The following is a 16,448-nucleotide window of genomic DNA, read 5'->3' on the forward strand; positions in this document are numbered from 1 at the left end:
GCTCCACCGGTTCGGGCTAGAAGAATCCGCAGGTCGGAGCCTCGCCCGACGGGGCCGGCGCCCCCTCGACGCCGTGGGCCGTGGAGATCTCCAGGCGGGTGCCGTCCGGGTCGTGGAAGAAGATGCCCCCGGACGCGGCGCCCTCGCGATGGGCGACGACGCCCTCGTGGGCGAACTCCACGCCATGGGCGCGCAGCGCCGTCTCGTACGCCCTGACCTGCTCGACCGTGTCGACCTCCAGGGCCAGATGGTGCAGCCCCGCGCCGGTCGCCGTATAGCCGTGGCGGGCCTGCTGCCACAGCGTGAGCACGGGGCGGCCGTCCTCGCCGAGGAACGCGTACCGCCGGTCCTCCTCCTTGCCCTCGACGATCACCGTGAAGCCGAGGACGTCCCGGTAGAAGGCGAGCGAGCGGTCGAGATCCGTGACATTCAGGCCGGTGTGGCCGATGCGCGGTGCGGTCGTCGTCGGCATGGCGCTCCCCTTGCGTCGAGCCCTGGACGGGCTAACCGTTGTCTGTGACTTTAAGAGTTAGAGTCGGGGGACGTCAACCGGTCCCATACCCTTGACCGGTTAGCAGGGGCCGGTCCGTGCGCGCCGGCCGGGGAAGCAGGGAGCCGCAAGATGTCCGTCACCGCCCGGGATCCACGTCCGCTCATCGGGGAGCCGCTCTCGCTCGACCTGCTCAACACGCGGTGGATGCACGAGGGCGCGGTCCAGGACCTGCTGACGGACACCGAGGGTCTCGCGGTGTGGCTGGCCGCCAACGCGCTGGACTTCACGGCCGACGAGGCGACCCTGCGCCATGCGCTGACGGCACGGGACGCCCTGCGGGCCGCGGTGGACGGATCCCTGGCGGAGGGCGCGGGCCGCGTCGACGCCGTGCTCGCGCACGGGCGGATCCGGGCGACCCTGACCGCACAGGGGCCGGGCGAGGCGGCCGAGTTCCGCGACCCGTCCTGGGGGCCGGCCTGGCTCGCGGCCCGCGACTACCTGGAACTGCTGGACACCGCCCCCGACCGCATCCGGCACTGCGCCCACGAGGCGTGCGTCCTGCACTTCTTCGACACCTCACGGAACGGCACCCGCCGCTGGTGCTCGATGGCCGCCTGTGGCAACCGCGCGAAGGCGTCCCGCCACTACGCGCGCACGCGAGAGGGCTGAGCCCTCCGGGAATGTCCGGCCATACGCCGCTATGCCCGCGGTGGCGTATGGCGGAAGTACGCCATGCACACTTCACGCCACGGTCAACCCTCCCCAAACATCCATCACTTGGGTAAAGCTGAGCGGTCATCCGGGTTCACATACCGGACTGGGGCGATCGTTCCGATCGTCAACGGACTTTCCTTTACCTACAAGGATGCTGATGACCCCCAACCCTCAGCGAGCTCCGATCACCGGCGCGAGACGTGCGGCGCGCATAGCCGTGGCCGCCGGGCTCGTGGCCGCACTCTCCGCGGCGGGGCCGATACCCATGGCCTTCTCCGCGGACGACCCGGGCACTCCCGTCGACACGTCGGTCAAGTCCGCGAGCGGCAAGCTCGGTTCGGACGACGCCGACCTCCTCGCCGAGGCCGAGGCCGGCGGCGACAAGAACGTCACGATGATGGTCGCCACCGCGCCGGGGCAGACCGAGCAGGTAGCGGGCCAGCTGGACGCGGTGAAGGGCGGCTCCGTGGGCCGTACCTACGACAAGCTCGGCTACGTCCGCGCCACCGTCCCGACCGCCAGGGCCGACGCGGCCATCAAGGCGGCCGCCAAGCTCTCCTCCGTGCACGGCATCGACCTGCGCCAGGAGATCGCGCTGGACGACCCGACGCCGTCCGCCGACACCGCCAAGGGCGCCGAGAAGGCCCCGACGGCCGGCGCCTACCCGGCACCCGGCAAGAACACCCCCGCCGAGAACCCGTACAACCCGTCCTTCGAGACGGGTGCCGTCGACTTCGTGAAGAAGAACCCGAAGGCGGACGGCCGGGGCATCACCATCGGTGTCCTCGACTCCGGTGTGGACCTGGCGCACCCCGCGCTGCAGAAGACCACCACCGGCGAGCGCAAGATCGTCGACTGGGTGACGTCCACCGACCCGATCATCGACGGCGACGCGTCCTGGCGCGCGATGCTGACCTCGGTGTCCGGGCCGACGTTCACCTTCAGCGGCAAGACCTGGACCGCGCCCGCGGGCAGCTACCAGGTGAATCTCTTCCGCGAGTCCGCGACCGCCGGCGGCGACGCGGCCGGTGACGTGAACCGCGACGGCGACACCACCGACACCTGGGGCGTGCTGTACGACGCGGCGGCCGGCACGGTCCGTGTCGACTCCAACGGCAACAGCGACTTCACCGACGACGCGCCGATGAAGCCGTACAAGGACGGGTACCAGATCGGCTACTTCGGTACCGACAACCCGGCCACCGACGTGGTCGAGCGCCAGCCGTTCGTCGTGGAGATCCGCAAGGACGTCCCGATGGACCCGCTGGGCGGCGACTGGGTCGGCCAGAAGCGCGACTTCGTCAACATCGGCCTGATATCGAGCGAGCACGGCACGCACGTCGCCGGTATCACCGCCGCGAACGGGCTGTTCGGCGGCAAGATGAACGGTGCCGCGCCCGGTGCGAAGGTCGTCTCCTCCCGCGCCTGCCTCTTCGGCCCCAGCTGCACCAACGTCGCGCTCACCGAGGGCATGATCGACCTCGTCGCCAACCGTGGCGTCGACATCGTCAACATGTCCATCGGCGGCCTTCCGGCGCTGAACGACGGCAACAACGCGCGCGCCGAGCTCTACACCCGCCTGATCGACACCTACGGCGTCGAGCTGGTCATCTCGGCCGGCAACTCGGGCCCCGGCGCCAACACGATCGGCGACCCCGGCCTGGCCGACAAGGTCATCTCGGTCGGCGCATCCATCTCCAAGGAGACCTGGGCGTCCAACTACGGCTCGGCCGTCGAGAAGAAGTACGCGATGCTGCCCTTCTCCTCGCGCGGCCCGCGTGAGGACGGCGGCTTCACGCCGACGCTGACCGCGCCCGGCGCCTCCATCAACACCACGCAGACCTGGCTGCCCGGCGGCCCGGTCGCCGAGGCGGGCTACTCCCTGCCGGCCGGCTACTCGATGCTCCAGGGCACCTCGATGGCGTCCCCGCAGGCCGCGGGCGCGTCCGCGCTGCTGCTGAGCGCCGCGAAGCAGAAGAACATCGACCTGACGCCCGCCAAGCTGCGCACCGCGCTCACCTCGACCGCGGACCACATCAGCGGCACGCAGGCGTACGCGGAGGGCGCGGGCCTCGTCAACATCCCCGACGCCTGGGACTCGATCCGTGACGGCGCCACCGCCCACGAGTACACGGTGAAGGCCCCGGTCGACACCGCGATCGACTTCGCGCTCAAGACCCCGGGCTTCGGCACGGGCCTCTACGACCGCGAGGGCGGCCTCAAGGTCGGCCAGAAGAAGACGTACGACGTCACCATCACCCGTACGACGGGCGCCGACCGTGCCGTCCGGCACGAGCTGCACCTGGAGAACAACCGGGACGACACGTTCAAGATCGTCGGCAGCGACGAGGTGTCCCTGCCGCTGAACCAGCCGGTGACCGTGAAGGTCTCGGCCAAGCCGGAGAACTCCGGTCTCAGCAGCGCGATCCTGGAGGTCGACGACCCGAGGACCGAGGGCATCGACAAGCAGGTCCTCACCACGGTCGTGGCCTCCGCCCCGCTGAAGTACACCTACTCGGCGTCCGGCACGGTCCAGCGCAACTCCAGCAAGTCGTACTTCGTGACCGTCCCCGAGGGTGCCAAGGCCCTTGAGGTCGCGATCGGCGGGCTGAAGGACAAGAGCCAGACCCGGTTCATCGCCATCCACCCGTACGGCGTTCCGGTCGACAACACCTCGACGCCGTTCTGCTACAACAACTACCTCGACGGCAACGGCTGCAAGCCCGACGTGCGTTCGTACGCCGACCCGCAGCCCGGCGTCTGGGAGATCGAGGTCGAGTCGCGCCGTACGTCGCCGGTGCTCGACAACCCGTACAAGCTGAACGTCGAGGTGCTCGGCGCCGACTTCGACCCGGCGGTCGTGACCGTCCCCGAGGCCAAGGTCGGCACGCCGGCCCCGGTCTCCTGGAAGGTGACGAACAAGCTCGTCCCGGTCGACGGTTCGCTGAAGGGCGGCCCGCTCGGCTCCTCCAAGAACGCGCGGCCAACCATCGCCGACGGCGCCACGGACACCACCACGGTGGACGTGCCCGCGGGCGCCGGTTCGCTCGACGTCACCATCGGCAACGTCTCGGACGCCGCGGCGGACCTCGACCTGACCGTCTACGACGCGCAGGGCAACCAGGTGGGCCAGTCCGCGGACGGCGACTCCGAGGAGTCCGTCTCCGTCCCGTCGCCGGCCGCCGGCACGTACACCATCGAGGTCGTCGGCTACGCGATCCCGGCGGGCTCCACGGCGTACGACTACCTCGACGTGTACTTCGCGCCTTCGCTCGGCGAGGTCCAGGTCGACTCGACGCCCGTGAAGCTCGGCACCGGGGCCACCGCCTCGGTCGAGGCGAAGGTCGTCGCGAACGCGGCGCCGCCGGAGGGCCGGACGTTCTTCGGGCGCGCGCAGCTCGTGAACGCCCGGGGCACGGTCGCCGGTACCGGCAGCGTGCTGATCGAGAAGGTCACGCCGTAGCGTTCGCAGCGCTCTGAGGGCCTTGCTCTCTGAACGGCTTGTTCTCCGTACGAGAAGGGCGGGCGTCCGGTCACACCGGGCGCCCGCCCTTCTCGTCGTCCGCCGGCCCTACCCCCCGGGGCCCGCGCACTCCATCCCCCGCGCCTTCGGCAGCGCCTCCAGGATGTCCTTGCGGGCGTCGGCGACGCCCGAGCCGGTCTCCCAGTCCTGCCGGTCCTGCGCGAACACCGGCACCCGGATCAGGGTGTACGTGCCGACCTTCAGGTCCGCCCTGGCACTGTCGAGCAGCGTGACGGTGATCGTCGGATGGTCCGCCACGGACTGCTCGGGCCGGTAGTAACGCTTCGCCTTCAGCACGACGCGTACGTTCCCGTCGTCGGTCGGCGTGATGCTCTGTACGGTCCCCTCGACGAGGACCTTGGAGCACGCGAGGTGCATCTCGGGCGAGTACAGCGACGAGTCACCCCCGCTGTCCTCCTGCTTCGCGGCCGACGAGTCGGCCGAACCGGTGTCGTCGCTGCCCCCCTGCACACCGAGCCACACCATCCCGCCGAGCATCGCCGTGCCCGCGCCCACCACGAGGGTGCCGAGGGCCACGCCCGCGTACCGCCGGTACCAGGGCGACCGGGACGGCCCGGCCGTTTTCGGCGGCCTGAACGGCTTCGGTTCCCTCAGCGGCTTCGGGTTCGTGAGCGGCTTCGGTTCCCTGAGCGGCTTGGCTTTCGTGAGCGGTACGGGCGCCGGGGAGGGGTCGGCCTCGGGCCGCCCGGCTTCCGCCACCGGTGTCCGCGTACTCGCTGCCTCCGTATGCGCCGGTGTCTCCGCGGCCAGCGTGTCGCCCATCATCCGCAGCTGTTCTCTGAGCAGGGCGATGTCCGCGAGCGCGGACCGGTGCTCGGCCAGGAACTGGGCATCGTCCCGGGCGCCCTCGGGGAGGGGTTCGTCCGTGAGCGCGGCCAGCAGCGCGTCCATTCCCTCGTACTCGGCCACGTCACACCACCTCGTCCTCGTGCAGGCGGGCGCGCAGCGCGCGGACCGCCGTGTGCAGCCTGCTCTTGACCGTGCCCTCCGGGATGCCGAGCTCCTCGGCGATGCCACGGACGGGCAGGTCGGCGTAGAAGCGCAGCACGAGGATCTGCCGTTGGGCGTCCGGCAGTTCGTCCAGTCCCTGGGCGACGGCGAGCGACATCACCTTCGTGTCCTCGCCCGACTCCCCCGCGGCATGGTCCGGCGTCCTCAGCGAGGCCAGGCGCTCGCCGATCCGCTCCTGGCGGCGCCTGGCGCGATGCCAGTCCATCGCCAGGTTCGAGGCGACGACCGCCGCCCACGCCGACACGTCACGGGGTGCCTCGGCCCCGCTCGCCGCCCGTTCCAGGAGCCGCAGCCGGACCTGCTGTACCCCGTCCGGCAGGTCCGCCTGCGGCACCCCGCCGAGCGCGAGCACAGCACGCACCCGACGCTCCTGGGCCGCGTCCAGGGGGTCGTCGAGCGTCCCCCCGGCGCTCTCCCCGCCCCCCTGGACGCGGCGGGCTTTTCTGCGCAGCACAGCCACCCTCCCCTCGCCGCGTTTTCTCTATGACGCCGGTGGGGCGGGAAACGTTCGGCCGGATTCGGGGAATCTTCAGAACCGGGAATCCTCAGAACCGGGATCTTCAGAACCGGGATCTTCAGAACCGGGAGTGGAATGTCACATCGGTACGGAAACCGGGCCGGGTACTGGGCTCGGGCCCCGGCCGGGTCCGTCCCAGTACTCGGTCTTCGAGGTCAAAGGATTGGACAGGCGGGCCGGGGTGAGACGCATGATGGAAACACTGGCCAGTAATGCACAGGCAAAAGGAGTCGCCGTGAAGGTAGGAATCGTCGGAGCCACCGGTCAGGTCGGCACGGTCATGCTCAAGATCCTCGCTGAGCGGGACTTCCCGATGGAGACGCTGCGGCTGTTCGCCTCGGCGCGGTCGGCCGGTTCGACGATCGACTACAAGGGCTCGGCCGTGACCGTGGAGGACGCCTCCACCGCCGACTACAGCGGCCTGGACATCGTCCTGTTCTCCGCGGGCGGTGCCACCTCCAGGGCCCTCGCCGAGAAGGTCGCCTCCCAGGGCGCCGTCGTGATCGACAACTCGTCGGCGTGGCGCAGGGACCCGGAGGTCCCCCTCGTGGTCTCCGAGGTGAACCCGCACGCGATCACCGACCGCCCCAAGGGCATCATCGCCAACCCGAACTGCACGACGATGGCCGCGATGCCGGTGCTCAAGCCGCTCCACGAGGAGGCGGGCCTCGAAGCGCTGGTCGTCGCGACGTACCAGGCCGTGTCCGGGTCGGGGCTCGCGGGCGTGGCGGAGCTGCACGGTCAGGTGCAGAAGGTCGGGGCGGACGCGGACAAGCTGACCCACGACGGTTCGGCGGTCGACTTCCCGGAGCCCGGTGTCTACAAGCGCCCCATCGCCTTCAACGTCCTTCCGCTCGCCGGCTCGATCGTCGACGACGGTCTGAACGAGACGGACGAGGAGCAGAAGCTCCGCAACGAGTCCCGCAAGATCCTGGAGATCCCGGCGCTCAAGGTCTCCGGCACGTGTGTCCGCGTCCCGGTGTTCTCGGGCCACTCGCTCCAGGTCAACGCCCGCTTCGCGCGTCCGCTGTCGCCTGAGCGCGCGACGGAGCTCCTCGCGGGCGCCCCGGGTGTCGCCCTCTCCGACATCCCGACCCCCCTCCAGGCCGCCGGGCAGGACCCCTCCTTCGTCGGCCGCATCCGCACGGACGAGACCGTCGACCACGGCCTGGCCCTCTTCGTCTCCAACGACAACCTCCGCAAGGGGGCCGCGTTGAACGCGGTCCAGATCGCAGAGCTCGTGGCAGCGGACCTCAAGTCCTGAACGACCTCGTCCTCAAGCGCCGGACGGGCTGAAGGGCTTCGTCTGCGGATTCGTCGTGGCTGATCGCGCAGTTCCCCGCGCCCCTTTAAGGGGCGCGGGGAACTGCGCAGTCTTTTGGGGGTTCGGGGGCGGAGCCCCTGAGTCAGGGACGGGAATGGGTAGGGGCGGCGGGGGCGAGTAAAAGCCCTACGGCCGCCGGACCTCGTAGAGGAAGCAGCCGTACTCCACCGCACGGACGTGCACCAGGGCCACCCCGGGATCGGTGAAGGCCTCCGAGAAGGCCGCGTCCAGCGATTCGGTGGGCGTCGACGGAAGGTCGAGGAGACGCCCACCGAGGATGCGCCCCTCGGCGGAGTACCGGCGCACGACACGCAGCGCCCCGGGGCTGGCGAACGGGTACCGCCCACCCCCACCCTCCTCCGGCCCCGCACACTCCTCGGCGTGGACGAACACGGGCCCCTGCTCGTCGTACGCCCCCGGCTCGACGCCCGCACCCGCAGCCCACCGCCGCAACGGAGCGTAAGAGACAAGAGCAATCCGCTCCCCACTCCCGCTCCGCCGCAGACAGCACCGCAGCGGACTCCCGCCCTCCCCCTCCACGAACGGAACACAGGCCCTCCCGGCGTCGTCGACGTCACGGAGTTCCTTCAGCACACCCGGTGTGATCGGCCGCGCGGTATATGTCGTCATGCGTTCCAGACTCCCGCCCCCACACGCCTTCCACCGGCGGGAAACGGACATCGCGTTCCCCGCATCAGCCGTGGAAGGATGGCGCAACCCACACATAACGAGGAGATGACCGCGTGCCTGGCACAAACCTGACCCGCGAAGAGGCGCAGCAGCGGGCGAAGCTGCTCACCGTTGACTCGTACGAGATCGATCTCGACCTCTCCGGCGCGCAGGGCGAGGGAGGCACCTACCGGTCCGTGACCACCGTGCGCTTCGACTCGGCCGAGACCGGCGCCGAGTCGTTCATCGACCTGGTGGCCCCGGCCGTCCACGAAGTCACCCTCAACGGCGACTCCCTCGACCCGGCCGAGGTCTTCAAGGACTCGCGGATCGCGCTGTCCGGGATCCTGGCGGGCCGCAACATCCTGCGGGTCGTCGCCGACTGCGCGTACACCAACACCGGTGAGGGCCTGCACCGGTTCGTCGACCCGGTCGACCAGCAGGCCTATCTCTACACGCAGTTCGAGGTGCCGGACGCCCGCCGGGTCTTCGCGAGCTTCGAGCAGCCGGACCTGAAGGCCACCTTCCAGTTCACCGTGAAGGCGCCCACCGGCTGGACCGTCATCTCCAACTCGCCGACGCCGGAGCCCAAGGACGACATCTGGGTCTTCGAGCCGACGCCCCGTATCTCCACGTACATCACGGCGCTCATCCTGGGCCCGTACCACTCGGTGCACAGTGTGTACGAGAAGGACGGGCAGTCGGTTCCGCTCGGGATCTACTGCCGGCCCTCGCTCGCCGAGTTCCTCGACTCTGACGCGATCTTCGAGGTGACGCGGCAGGGCTTCGAGTGGTTCCAGGAGAAGTTCGACTACGCGTACCCGTTCAAGAAGTACGACCAGCTGTTCGTGCCGGAGTTCAACGCGGGCGCGATGGAGAACGCGGGCGCCGTCACGATCCGCGACCAGTACGTGTTCCGCTCGAAGGTCACGGACGCCGCGTACGAGGTGCGGGCCGCCACGATCCTGCACGAGCTGGCGCACATGTGGTTCGGCGACCTGGTCACCATGGAGTGGTGGAACGACCTGTGGCTGAACGAGTCGTTCGCCACCTACGCCGAGGCCGCGTGCCAGGCGTACGCCCCCCAGTCGCGCTGGCCGCACTCCTGGACCACGTTCGCCAACTCCATGAAGACCTGGGCGTACCGGCAGGACCAACTGCCGTCCACGCACCCGATCATGGCCGAGATCAACGACCTCGACGACGTACTGGTCAACTTCGACGGCATCACGTACGCCAAGGGCGCGAGCGTACTCAAGCAGCTCGTCGCCTATGTCGGTGAGGACGAGTTCTTCCAGGGCGTGCAGGCCTACTTCAAGCGGCACGCGTTCGGCAACACGCGCCTGTCCGACCTCCTCGGCGCCCTGGAGGAGACCTCGGGGCGGGACCTGAAGACCTGGTCGAAGGCGTGGCTGGAGACGGCCGGCATCAACATCCTGCGCCCGGAGATCGAGACGGACGCGAACGGCGTCATCACCGCCTTCGCCATCCGCCAGGAGGCCCCCGCCCTGCCCGCCGGCGCCAAGGGCGAGTCGACGCTGCGTCCGCACCGGATCGCCGTCGGCCTCTACGACCTCGACGACGACAGCGGCAAGCTGCTGCGGGACGACGAGAACGGCCGTATCGAGCTGGACGTCGACGGCGAACTGACCGCCGTGCCCGAGCTGGTGGGCAGGCGCCGCCCGGCGGTGATCCTCCTCAACGACGACGACCTCTCGTACGCGAAGGTCCGTCTCGACGAGCAGTCCCTGGCCTTCGTCACCGAGCACCTCGGTGACTTCGAGTCGTCCCTTCCGCGCGCCCTGTGCTGGGCCTCGGCCTGGGACATGACGCGCGACGCCGAGCTGGCGACCCGCGACTACCTGTCCCTCGTGCTGTCCGGCATCGGCAAGGAGTCGGACATCGGCGTCGTGCAGTCGCTGCACCGGCAGGTGAAGCTGGCGGTCGAGCTGTACGCCGACCCGACCGCGCGCGAGGCACTGCTGACCCGCTGGACGGACGCCACGCTGGCCCACCTGAAGTCCGCCCCCGCCGGCGGCGACCACCAGCTGGCCTGGGCGCGCGCCTTCGCGGCGACGGCCCGTACGCCGGAGCAGCTGGACCTCTTGGAGGGTCTGCTCGACGGCCGCGAGACCATCGAGGGGCTGGCCGTCGACACCGAGCTGCGCTGGGCGTTCGTACAGCAGCTCGCTGCGGTGGGCCGGTTCGACGAGGCGGAGATCGCGGGCGAGTACGAGCGTGACAGGACGGCCGCCGGTGAGCGCCACGCGACGTCCGCCCGTGCCGCCCGTCCGACGGAGGAGGCGAAGTCGGAGGCCTGGGCGTCGGTCGTCGAGTCCGACAAGCTGCCGAACGCCGTGCAGGAGGCCGTGATCGGCGGCTTCGTCCAGACCGGCCAGCGCGAGCTGCTCGCCCCGTACACGGACAAGTACTTCGCGGCGGTCAAGGACGTCTGGGACTCGCGCTCGCACGAGATGGCCCAGCAGATCGTGGTCGGGCTCTACCCGTCCGTCCAGGTCTCGGAGGAGACGCTCCGCAAGACGGACGAGTGGCTGGCCTCCGCCGAGCCCGGCCCGGCACTGCGCAGGCTGATCTCGGAGTCCCGCGCGGGCATCGAGCGCGCGCTCAGGGCCCAGGCGGCGGACGCGGCGGCGACCACGCGGTAGGCGGTACGTGGATACGTGATTGGGGGCGCCCGGCGTGTGCTGTGCCGGGCGCCCTTTTCATGCGCTCTCCAGCTGCCGGGTTCATGCGCTCACCAGTTGCCGGGTCAGGTGCAGCATCGTGCGGATGTGCAGGGCGGTCTGCCGGTGCACCGGCACCCAGCGGGCGACGAAGGTGGTCTCCAGCTCCTGGCTCCAGTCGCGTACGAGGGTGTCGAGGGCCTCGGGCGGTTCGTCGAGGGCGCTGCGCATCATCGCGGCCGCGCGCAGGGGTATGCGGCGGGCGGCTATGCCGAGGGAGACGGAGTTGCCGACGGTGGTGGCGAGTTCGGCGTCGCCCAGGCCCTGGGCGTCGTGGGTGTTCCAGGTGTCCACCACGCCGGGGCCGATGTCCATGAGTTCGCGCGCGGCGGTGTGGAACGGCAGCCGGCGCTCGTCAGCGGGCGGCTTGTCGGCGAGCGCGCCGAGCACCTTCTCCAGCTGTTTGGCGCGGCTGAGCAGGATCTCGGCGGCCCGGGAGATCTCCCGCTCCGGGCGGGTGACGGGGCTCGGATCGCTCACGCCGGCCACGCTCCAGAAGGGGGCCTCGACAACGGCCGAGACCGTCCCGTGCCGCATCGCGTACATCCAGGTCGCCTGGGAGGTGTAGCCGGAGGGGTCGCGTTCGTCGGCGGGGCTGCCGTCCGGCAGGACGAGCACACCGGGGCTGTCCACGAACCAGCCCATGCCGTCGAACGGCCGGTACTCCAGCGGGATACCGAGCTCCGCCGCCACGGACCGGAAGGCGCGCGGCGCTCCGGGCACGGGCCGGGTCAGCTGCAGGAACGATCCTCCTACTTCGACTCCGTGCAGGGAGAACTGGATCAGGGGCCGCAGCTCGTCGAGGAGCCGGGTCAGCGCGCGCGATTCGGGCATCGCGGTGTGCGGGTCCGTGTCCACGGGCGGGAACTCGGGCTGACTGATGAACGCGGGCCGGTAGAAGCCGCGGTAGTAGCGGTCCAGGGTCGGCGCGGAGGCCGGGTGTCCGGCGAACCGGCGCTCGCCGAGGGCCGTGCCGTCCGGGTCCAGACAGAGCAGGAAGTGCCAGGTGCAGCCGAGTTCGTCCAGGACACGCGGGTCGCGTACGAAGTCCTCGGCGAGGGTGAGGGAGGAGGCACCGCCGACCGGTTCGTTGGCGTGGGCACCGGCCACGGTGAGTATCTGGTGCTCGCCGTGGCCTGCGGAGAGCAGCCACAGGGGCCGGCCGGCGCGGGACGTTCCGACGGTGCGCAGACGCAATGTCCTGGGCCGCTCCGCGACCATCGCCCGCGCGCGCCACGCCAGCTCGTCGACGGTGGGATACGGGTTTCCCCGGCTCCGGGCGCCCTCTGCCCTCACGCCAACTCCTCACCTCGGTACGGCCGTTGAGCGTCCCGAACAGGCGGTTCCAGAGGTCCGGGGAGCGCGCCCCGTCAAGGCTCGATGTGCCGGGTCAGGGTGTCAAGGGGCCCTTGTGACGGCCGCGACGGAGATCCACTTATGCGAATATGCCGGGTGCGTTTTCGCCCCCGCCGCCCCTGCCCGTTCCCATCACTTGCTCAGGGGCTCCGCCCCCGAACCCCCGCCCCCCAAACGCCGGAGAGGCTGAAACGCCTGCCCCTTGTTCGAACTCCCGTGTGTCGTACGGAGTTTCGGTCAAACGGTCGTTCGTTGCGGCCTAAGCTGGGCCGCGCCCATGCAGCAAAGCAGGTGAGCCGGGAGGCAGTTGTGGCAGCGCTGGAGTCGGACGACCCGGGATCCGTCGGGGCGTACCAGCTGATCAGCCGACTCGGTTCGGGTGGGATGGGGCGGGTCTACCTGGGGCGTTCGCCCGGTGGGCGGCTCGTCGCGGTGAAGGTGGTGCACTCCGAGCTGTTGCGGCGGCCCGAGTTCCGCTCGCGGTTCCGGCGCGAGGTGGCGGCCGCCCGGTCCGTGAGCGGAGCCTTCACCGCGCCGGTGATCGACGCCGATCCGGATGCGCCGCTGCCCTGGCTGGTGACCAGTTACATCGCCGGGCCCTCGCTGGAGCAGGCCGTGGCGGAGCAGGGGCCCTTCACGTCGCAGGCGGTGTTCGCGCTGGCCGCCGGGCTGGCCGAGGCCCTCGTGTCGATCCATGCCGTGCATCTGATCCACCGCGATCTCAAGCCCTCCAATGTGCTGCTCGCCGAGGACGGACCGAGAGTCATCGACTTCGGGATCGTGCGGAGCGTCGAGGGCGACTCGCTCACCGGGACCGGACTCGTGGCCGGCTCGCCGGGATTCATGTCTCCCGAGCAGGTGGCCGGGGCCGGGATCACTCCGGCGAGCGATGTGTTCTGCCTCGGCGCGGTGCTGGCCTTCGCCGCGACCGGCGTCAACCCGTTCGGCGGCGGGCCCACTCCCGCCCTGCTCTACCGGGTCGTGCACGGCGAGCCCGACGTCGGTTCCATCGCGGACCCCGGCCTGCGTTCGCTCATCAGCGCCTGCCTGGCCAAGGACCCGGCCGGCCGGCCCACCCCCCGGCAGATACTCGCCCATGTCGGGCCCTCGGCCGCCGCGCAGACACCTGTGCCGGCCGGCCCCGCGCACACGGCAGGGACGGCCGGGACACGCGGCGGGTTACGGGAGTACTCACCCACGCAGGTTGCGGAGGCGGCCCCGCTCGCACACCCCGCCACCCCCCTCGGCACCGCCCCGCCCCGGCCCGCGCGCCGCGGCTTCCTCCTCGCCGGCGCAGGGGCCGCCGTCGCCGTGCTCGGCGGCGGTACGGGCCTGTGGCTCACCCGCTCCGGGGACGACGAGAAGGAGGGCGCCGCGGCCGGCGCATCCCCGTCCGCCTCCGCCCCCGCCCCCGCCCCCGCCGACCGGCTCCCCCGACCCGCCGGCCACTGGCCCCTCGACGCGGCCCCGGGCGACGTCGCCCGCGACGCCCTCGGCGGCAACGACGGCACCGCGACCGGTGTGCGGTGGCAGGACGGGGCCGCGGTGTTCGACGGCACGAGCAGCCAGATCGTCACCACCGGGCCGGTGATCGACACGAGCGAGGGGCGCAGCTTCACCGTGTCGGCGTGGGTGCGGCTGAGCGTGATACCCGACAGCTTCGCCACCGCCGTCAGCGAGGACGGCGAGGACCACAGTTGCTTCTACCTCCAGTACTCCACCGATGAGCGGCAGTGGGTCTTCGCCGGGGCCACCCAGCGCGCGGTGGCCCGCACCGCCCCCGTGGCGGGTGTCTGGACCCACCTCGTCGGCGTGTGCGACGGCACCGGGCGCCGGCTCAGCGTCTACGTCGACGGCGTCCAGGAGGGGACCGTGGCCGACACCACCGAGGCGGGCGGCTCCCTGGTGATCGGACGGGCCAAGTACAACGGCGGCCCCGCCGACTTCCTGCCCGGCGCCGTCAAGAACGTACGTGTCTACGACCGGGCCCTGACCTCCGCCCAGATCAAGCAGCTGAAGCTCACATCCTGAGTGGCCGCCCTGCGGTGCGAGTGCACCGGGCGGGGCCCCGGGTGCCTCGGGGAGACGGGCAGAGTGACGGGGCGAGAAAACTTCACCCCGGACGGCGGGCCGTCAACGCGCCCGCCTCGGCCCGCAGGGCGTCGAGAACGCACGCCACCGCCGGCGCCCCCTCACCCCCACGCCGCACCGCGGCCACCACATGCCGCCGAGGCCGGTCGGCGTCGAGGGCCCGCATCGCCACGCCGTCCCCCCGCCCCGCCACTGTCCCGGCCACAGCCATCCGGGGCACCAGCGCGACTCCCATCCCGGCTCCCACCATGGCGAGGATGGCGGCCCACCCGGCCGCCGAATGCCCCTGCCGAGGGGCGAACCCGGCCGCCTCGCACGCCCCCCGCGTGATGTCGGACCACGGCCCGCTCCCGCCGAAGATCCACGCCTCCCCCGCCAGATCGGCGAGCCGTACCTCCGCCGCTCCCACCAGCGCGTGATGGGCGGGCAGCGCGACATCGAGCGGGTCGGCGAGCAACGGCACGCGGGTGAACCGCCCGTCCCCCGCGTCCGGCACGGCCCGCGCCGCGAGTGACAGTGCGAGATCGACCTCACCGGCCCCCAGCAACTCGTAGGCCTCCCCCGCCTCGGCCTCCCGCACCTGCACCCGGACCCCCGGGCGCGCCACACGCAGGGCCCGCACGACGGGTACGACGAGCGCGGGCACGGCCGTGGAGAAGGCCGCCACCCGTACCTCCCCGACCTCCCCGTGCGCGTACGCCGCCAACTCCGCGTCCGCCCGCTCAAGTTGCTCGAACACCGCCTCCGCGTGCCGCAGGACCAGATGGGCCGCGCCGGTGAGCCGTACCCGCCGCCCCTGCGCCTCCAGCAGCGGCACACCGAGCTGCTTGGCGAGGTTGGTCAGCTGCTGGGAGACGGCCGAGGGGGTCAGCAGGAGGGCCTCCGCAGCCGCCGTGACGGTGCCCCGCTCACGCAACGTACGCAGAATGATCAGCTTCTTGATGTCCCACCTGTCGTGCTCGGCCATGGACGGCAACCTATCCGGCACTGAGGACGACTCCGCCGAGGATCAGCAGCATGCAGAGCAGTTGCGCGGGACTCGTCGCCTCGCCCAGGACCGCGTACGACAGCGCCGCCACACACACCGGCTGGAGGTAGTAGACCGCCCCGGCCCTGGCCGCGCCGATCAGCGCGATCGCCCTGCTCCAGGCGAAGAAGGCGAGCGCGGAGGAGAAGACGCCGATGTAGAGGATGGGTCCGACGGTCGACGGCGTCGGGTCGAAAGGTCCCTGGACGGCCAGACTCACCGCGTACGCCGGGAGCAGCATCGCCGTCCCGAGCACGAACGCCGCGAAGAGGAAGGCGAGTCCGTCGAGCTCGCGCGGCCTGTGACGCAGCAGCGCGCTGTACGAGGCGAAGCACACGGCCGCCCCCGCCATCCAGAGGTCCCCGGCACCGAAGTCGAGCGAGGGCCTCCCGCCGCCCATGAGCAGCAGGACCCCGGCGCAGGCGATCAGCATGCCCGCTATCCGGCGTACCCCGAGTCGTACGCCGCCGACGCGTTCGTGCACCGCCATCAGGACCGGCGACGCGGCCATGATCATGCCCATGGTGCCCGCGGAGGTGGAGAGGGCCGCCTGGTTGACGAGGGTGTTGTACGCGGCGATGCCGAGGAGGGAGGCGAGGAGGAGGAAACCGAGGTGTCGGCGGAGTACGTGCCGTTGCCGCCAGGCCGCTCTCGCCGCGAACGGGGCGAGGGCCGCGAGCGCCACGATCCAGCGCCAGAAGGCCTGTTGGACGGGCGGGACGCTGTCGTGCAGCGCCCGGGAGGTGACGAAACTGCCGGACCAGACGACGGTGGCGACGGCGGCGAGTGCGATGCCGAGCCCCAGGCCGAGGCGGGGGCGGGGGCCGGGGCTGGGGCCGGGGTCGGCGCCCTTTCGGTTCGCTCCAGCCGCGTCCGGCGGGCTGTGGTGCGTACGGGTGGTCTGGTCCGGGACTCCCACGGTGTATCCACGCCTTTCTTCCCGTCACCGGGAACCCGG

12 protein-coding genes are annotated in these 16,448 nt (G+C 71.1%); 5 read left to right on the forward strand and 7 right to left on the reverse strand.

Translation table 11 applies throughout. The annotated features are described in order from the left end of the window. Positions 1-16: 16 nt before the first annotated feature. Positions 17-472 (reverse strand): VOC family protein, encoded by a 456-nt coding sequence (locus ACFWXQ_RS16600; RefSeq protein WP_383946929.1) that lies wholly within the window; start codon positions 470-472, stop codon positions 17-19. A 150-nt stretch (positions 473-622) separates the two neighbouring features. On the opposite strand from ACFWXQ_RS16600, the gene ACFWXQ_RS16605 reads away from it, so the two are divergent. Together ACFWXQ_RS16605 and ACFWXQ_RS16610 are read left to right on the forward strand one after the other, a co-directional pair. Next, on the forward strand, positions 623-1,162 hold the full coding sequence (locus ACFWXQ_RS16605; RefSeq protein ID WP_383946926.1) for a CGNR zinc finger domain-containing protein: 540 nt from the start codon (positions 623-625) through the stop codon (positions 1,160-1,162). 202 nt (positions 1,163-1,364) lie between these two features. Next, the gene (locus tag ACFWXQ_RS16610) at positions 1,365-4,670 is read left to right on the forward strand and encodes a S8 family serine peptidase (RefSeq protein WP_383946923.1); all 3,306 of its coding nucleotides are present in this window, start codon (positions 1,365-1,367) and stop codon (positions 4,668-4,670) included. Positions 4,671-4,778: 108 nt separating this feature from the next. On the opposite strand, the gene ACFWXQ_RS16615 is transcribed toward ACFWXQ_RS16610, so the two are convergent. Both ACFWXQ_RS16615 and ACFWXQ_RS16620 read right to left on the reverse strand, forming a co-directional pair. Then, on the reverse strand, positions 4,779-5,660 hold the full coding sequence (locus ACFWXQ_RS16615) for a hypothetical protein (protein WP_386268409.1): 882 nt from the start codon (positions 5,658-5,660) through the stop codon (positions 4,779-4,781). Position 5,661: 1 nt separating this feature from the next. Next, a complete protein-coding gene (locus tag ACFWXQ_RS16620) occupies positions 5,662-6,216 on the reverse strand; it encodes an RNA polymerase sigma factor (RefSeq protein WP_383957212.1) in 555 nt (184 codons plus the stop codon). A gap of 298 nt (positions 6,217-6,514) precedes the next feature. Here ACFWXQ_RS16620 and ACFWXQ_RS16625 point away from each other — a divergent pair, with 298 nt between their 5' ends. Beyond that, positions 6,515-7,543 carry an aspartate-semialdehyde dehydrogenase gene (locus ACFWXQ_RS16625; protein WP_383957215.1) on the forward strand — a complete coding sequence of 343 codons (1,029 nt, stop codon included), beginning with the start codon at positions 6,515-6,517 and terminating at the stop codon, positions 7,541-7,543. A gap of 186 nt (positions 7,544-7,729) precedes the next feature. Here ACFWXQ_RS16625 and ACFWXQ_RS16630 read toward each other — a convergent pair whose 3' ends face one another. Continuing rightward, complete coding sequence (locus ACFWXQ_RS16630) at positions 7,730-8,233, reverse strand: DUF1203 domain-containing protein (protein ID WP_383947768.1); 504 nt, start codon at positions 8,231-8,233, stop codon at positions 7,730-7,732. A gap of 113 nt (positions 8,234-8,346) precedes the next feature. On the opposite strand from ACFWXQ_RS16630, the gene pepN reads away from it, so the two are divergent. Continuing rightward, complete coding sequence (gene pepN, locus ACFWXQ_RS16635; protein ID WP_383947765.1) at positions 8,347-10,938, forward strand: aminopeptidase N; 2,592 nt, start codon at positions 8,347-8,349, stop codon at positions 10,936-10,938. 81 nt (positions 10,939-11,019) lie between these two features. Here pepN and ACFWXQ_RS16640 read toward each other — a convergent pair whose 3' ends face one another. Continuing rightward, entirely contained in the window at positions 11,020-12,312 is a 1,293-nt protein-coding gene (locus ACFWXQ_RS16640; RefSeq protein WP_383947763.1) for a M14 family zinc carboxypeptidase, read from the reverse strand. Positions 12,313-12,681: 369 nt separating this feature from the next. On the opposite strand from ACFWXQ_RS16640, the gene ACFWXQ_RS16645 reads away from it, so the two are divergent. Then, the gene (locus ACFWXQ_RS16645; protein ID WP_383947760.1) at positions 12,682-14,403 is read left to right on the forward strand and encodes a LamG-like jellyroll fold domain-containing protein; all 1,722 of its coding nucleotides are present in this window, start codon (positions 12,682-12,684) and stop codon (positions 14,401-14,403) included. 82 nt (positions 14,404-14,485) lie between these two features. On the opposite strand, the gene ACFWXQ_RS16650 is transcribed toward ACFWXQ_RS16645, so the two are convergent. Both ACFWXQ_RS16650 and ACFWXQ_RS16655 read right to left on the reverse strand, forming a co-directional pair. After that, positions 14,486-15,430: a LysR substrate-binding domain-containing protein gene (locus tag ACFWXQ_RS16650; protein WP_383947757.1), complete on the reverse strand. Its 945-nt coding sequence runs from the start codon at positions 15,428-15,430 to the stop codon at positions 14,486-14,488. Between the two features lie 10 nt (positions 15,431-15,440). Beyond that, complete coding sequence (locus tag ACFWXQ_RS16655) at positions 15,441-16,409, reverse strand: DMT family transporter (RefSeq protein ID WP_383947755.1); 969 nt, start codon at positions 16,407-16,409, stop codon at positions 15,441-15,443. Positions 16,410-16,448 lie beyond the last annotated feature (39 nt).

The organism is Streptomyces sp. NPDC058697, from assembly GCF_042715345.1.
Taxonomy (GTDB): domain Bacteria; phylum Actinomycetota; class Actinomycetes; order Streptomycetales; family Streptomycetaceae; genus Streptomyces; species Streptomyces liliifuscus.

Excerpts from the sequence above, each read along its gene's own strand:
- ACFWXQ_RS16600 (WP_383946929.1), bottom strand. The coding sequence starts at position 472 with ATGCCGACGACGACCGCACCGCGCATCGGCCACACCGGCCTGAATGTC.
- ACFWXQ_RS16605 (WP_383946926.1), top strand. The coding sequence starts at position 623 with ATGTCCGTCACCGCCCGGGATCCACGTCCGCTCATCGGGGAGCCGCTC.
- ACFWXQ_RS16610 (WP_383946923.1), top strand. The coding sequence starts at position 1,365 with ATGACCCCCAACCCTCAGCGAGCTCCGATCACCGGCGCGAGACGTGCG.
- ACFWXQ_RS16630 (WP_383947768.1), bottom strand. The coding sequence starts at position 8,233 with ATGACGACATATACCGCGCGGCCGATCACACCGGGTGTGCTGAAGGAA.
- ACFWXQ_RS16650 (WP_383947757.1), bottom strand. The coding sequence starts at position 15,430 with ATGGCCGAGCACGACAGGTGGGACATCAAGAAGCTGATCATTCTGCGT.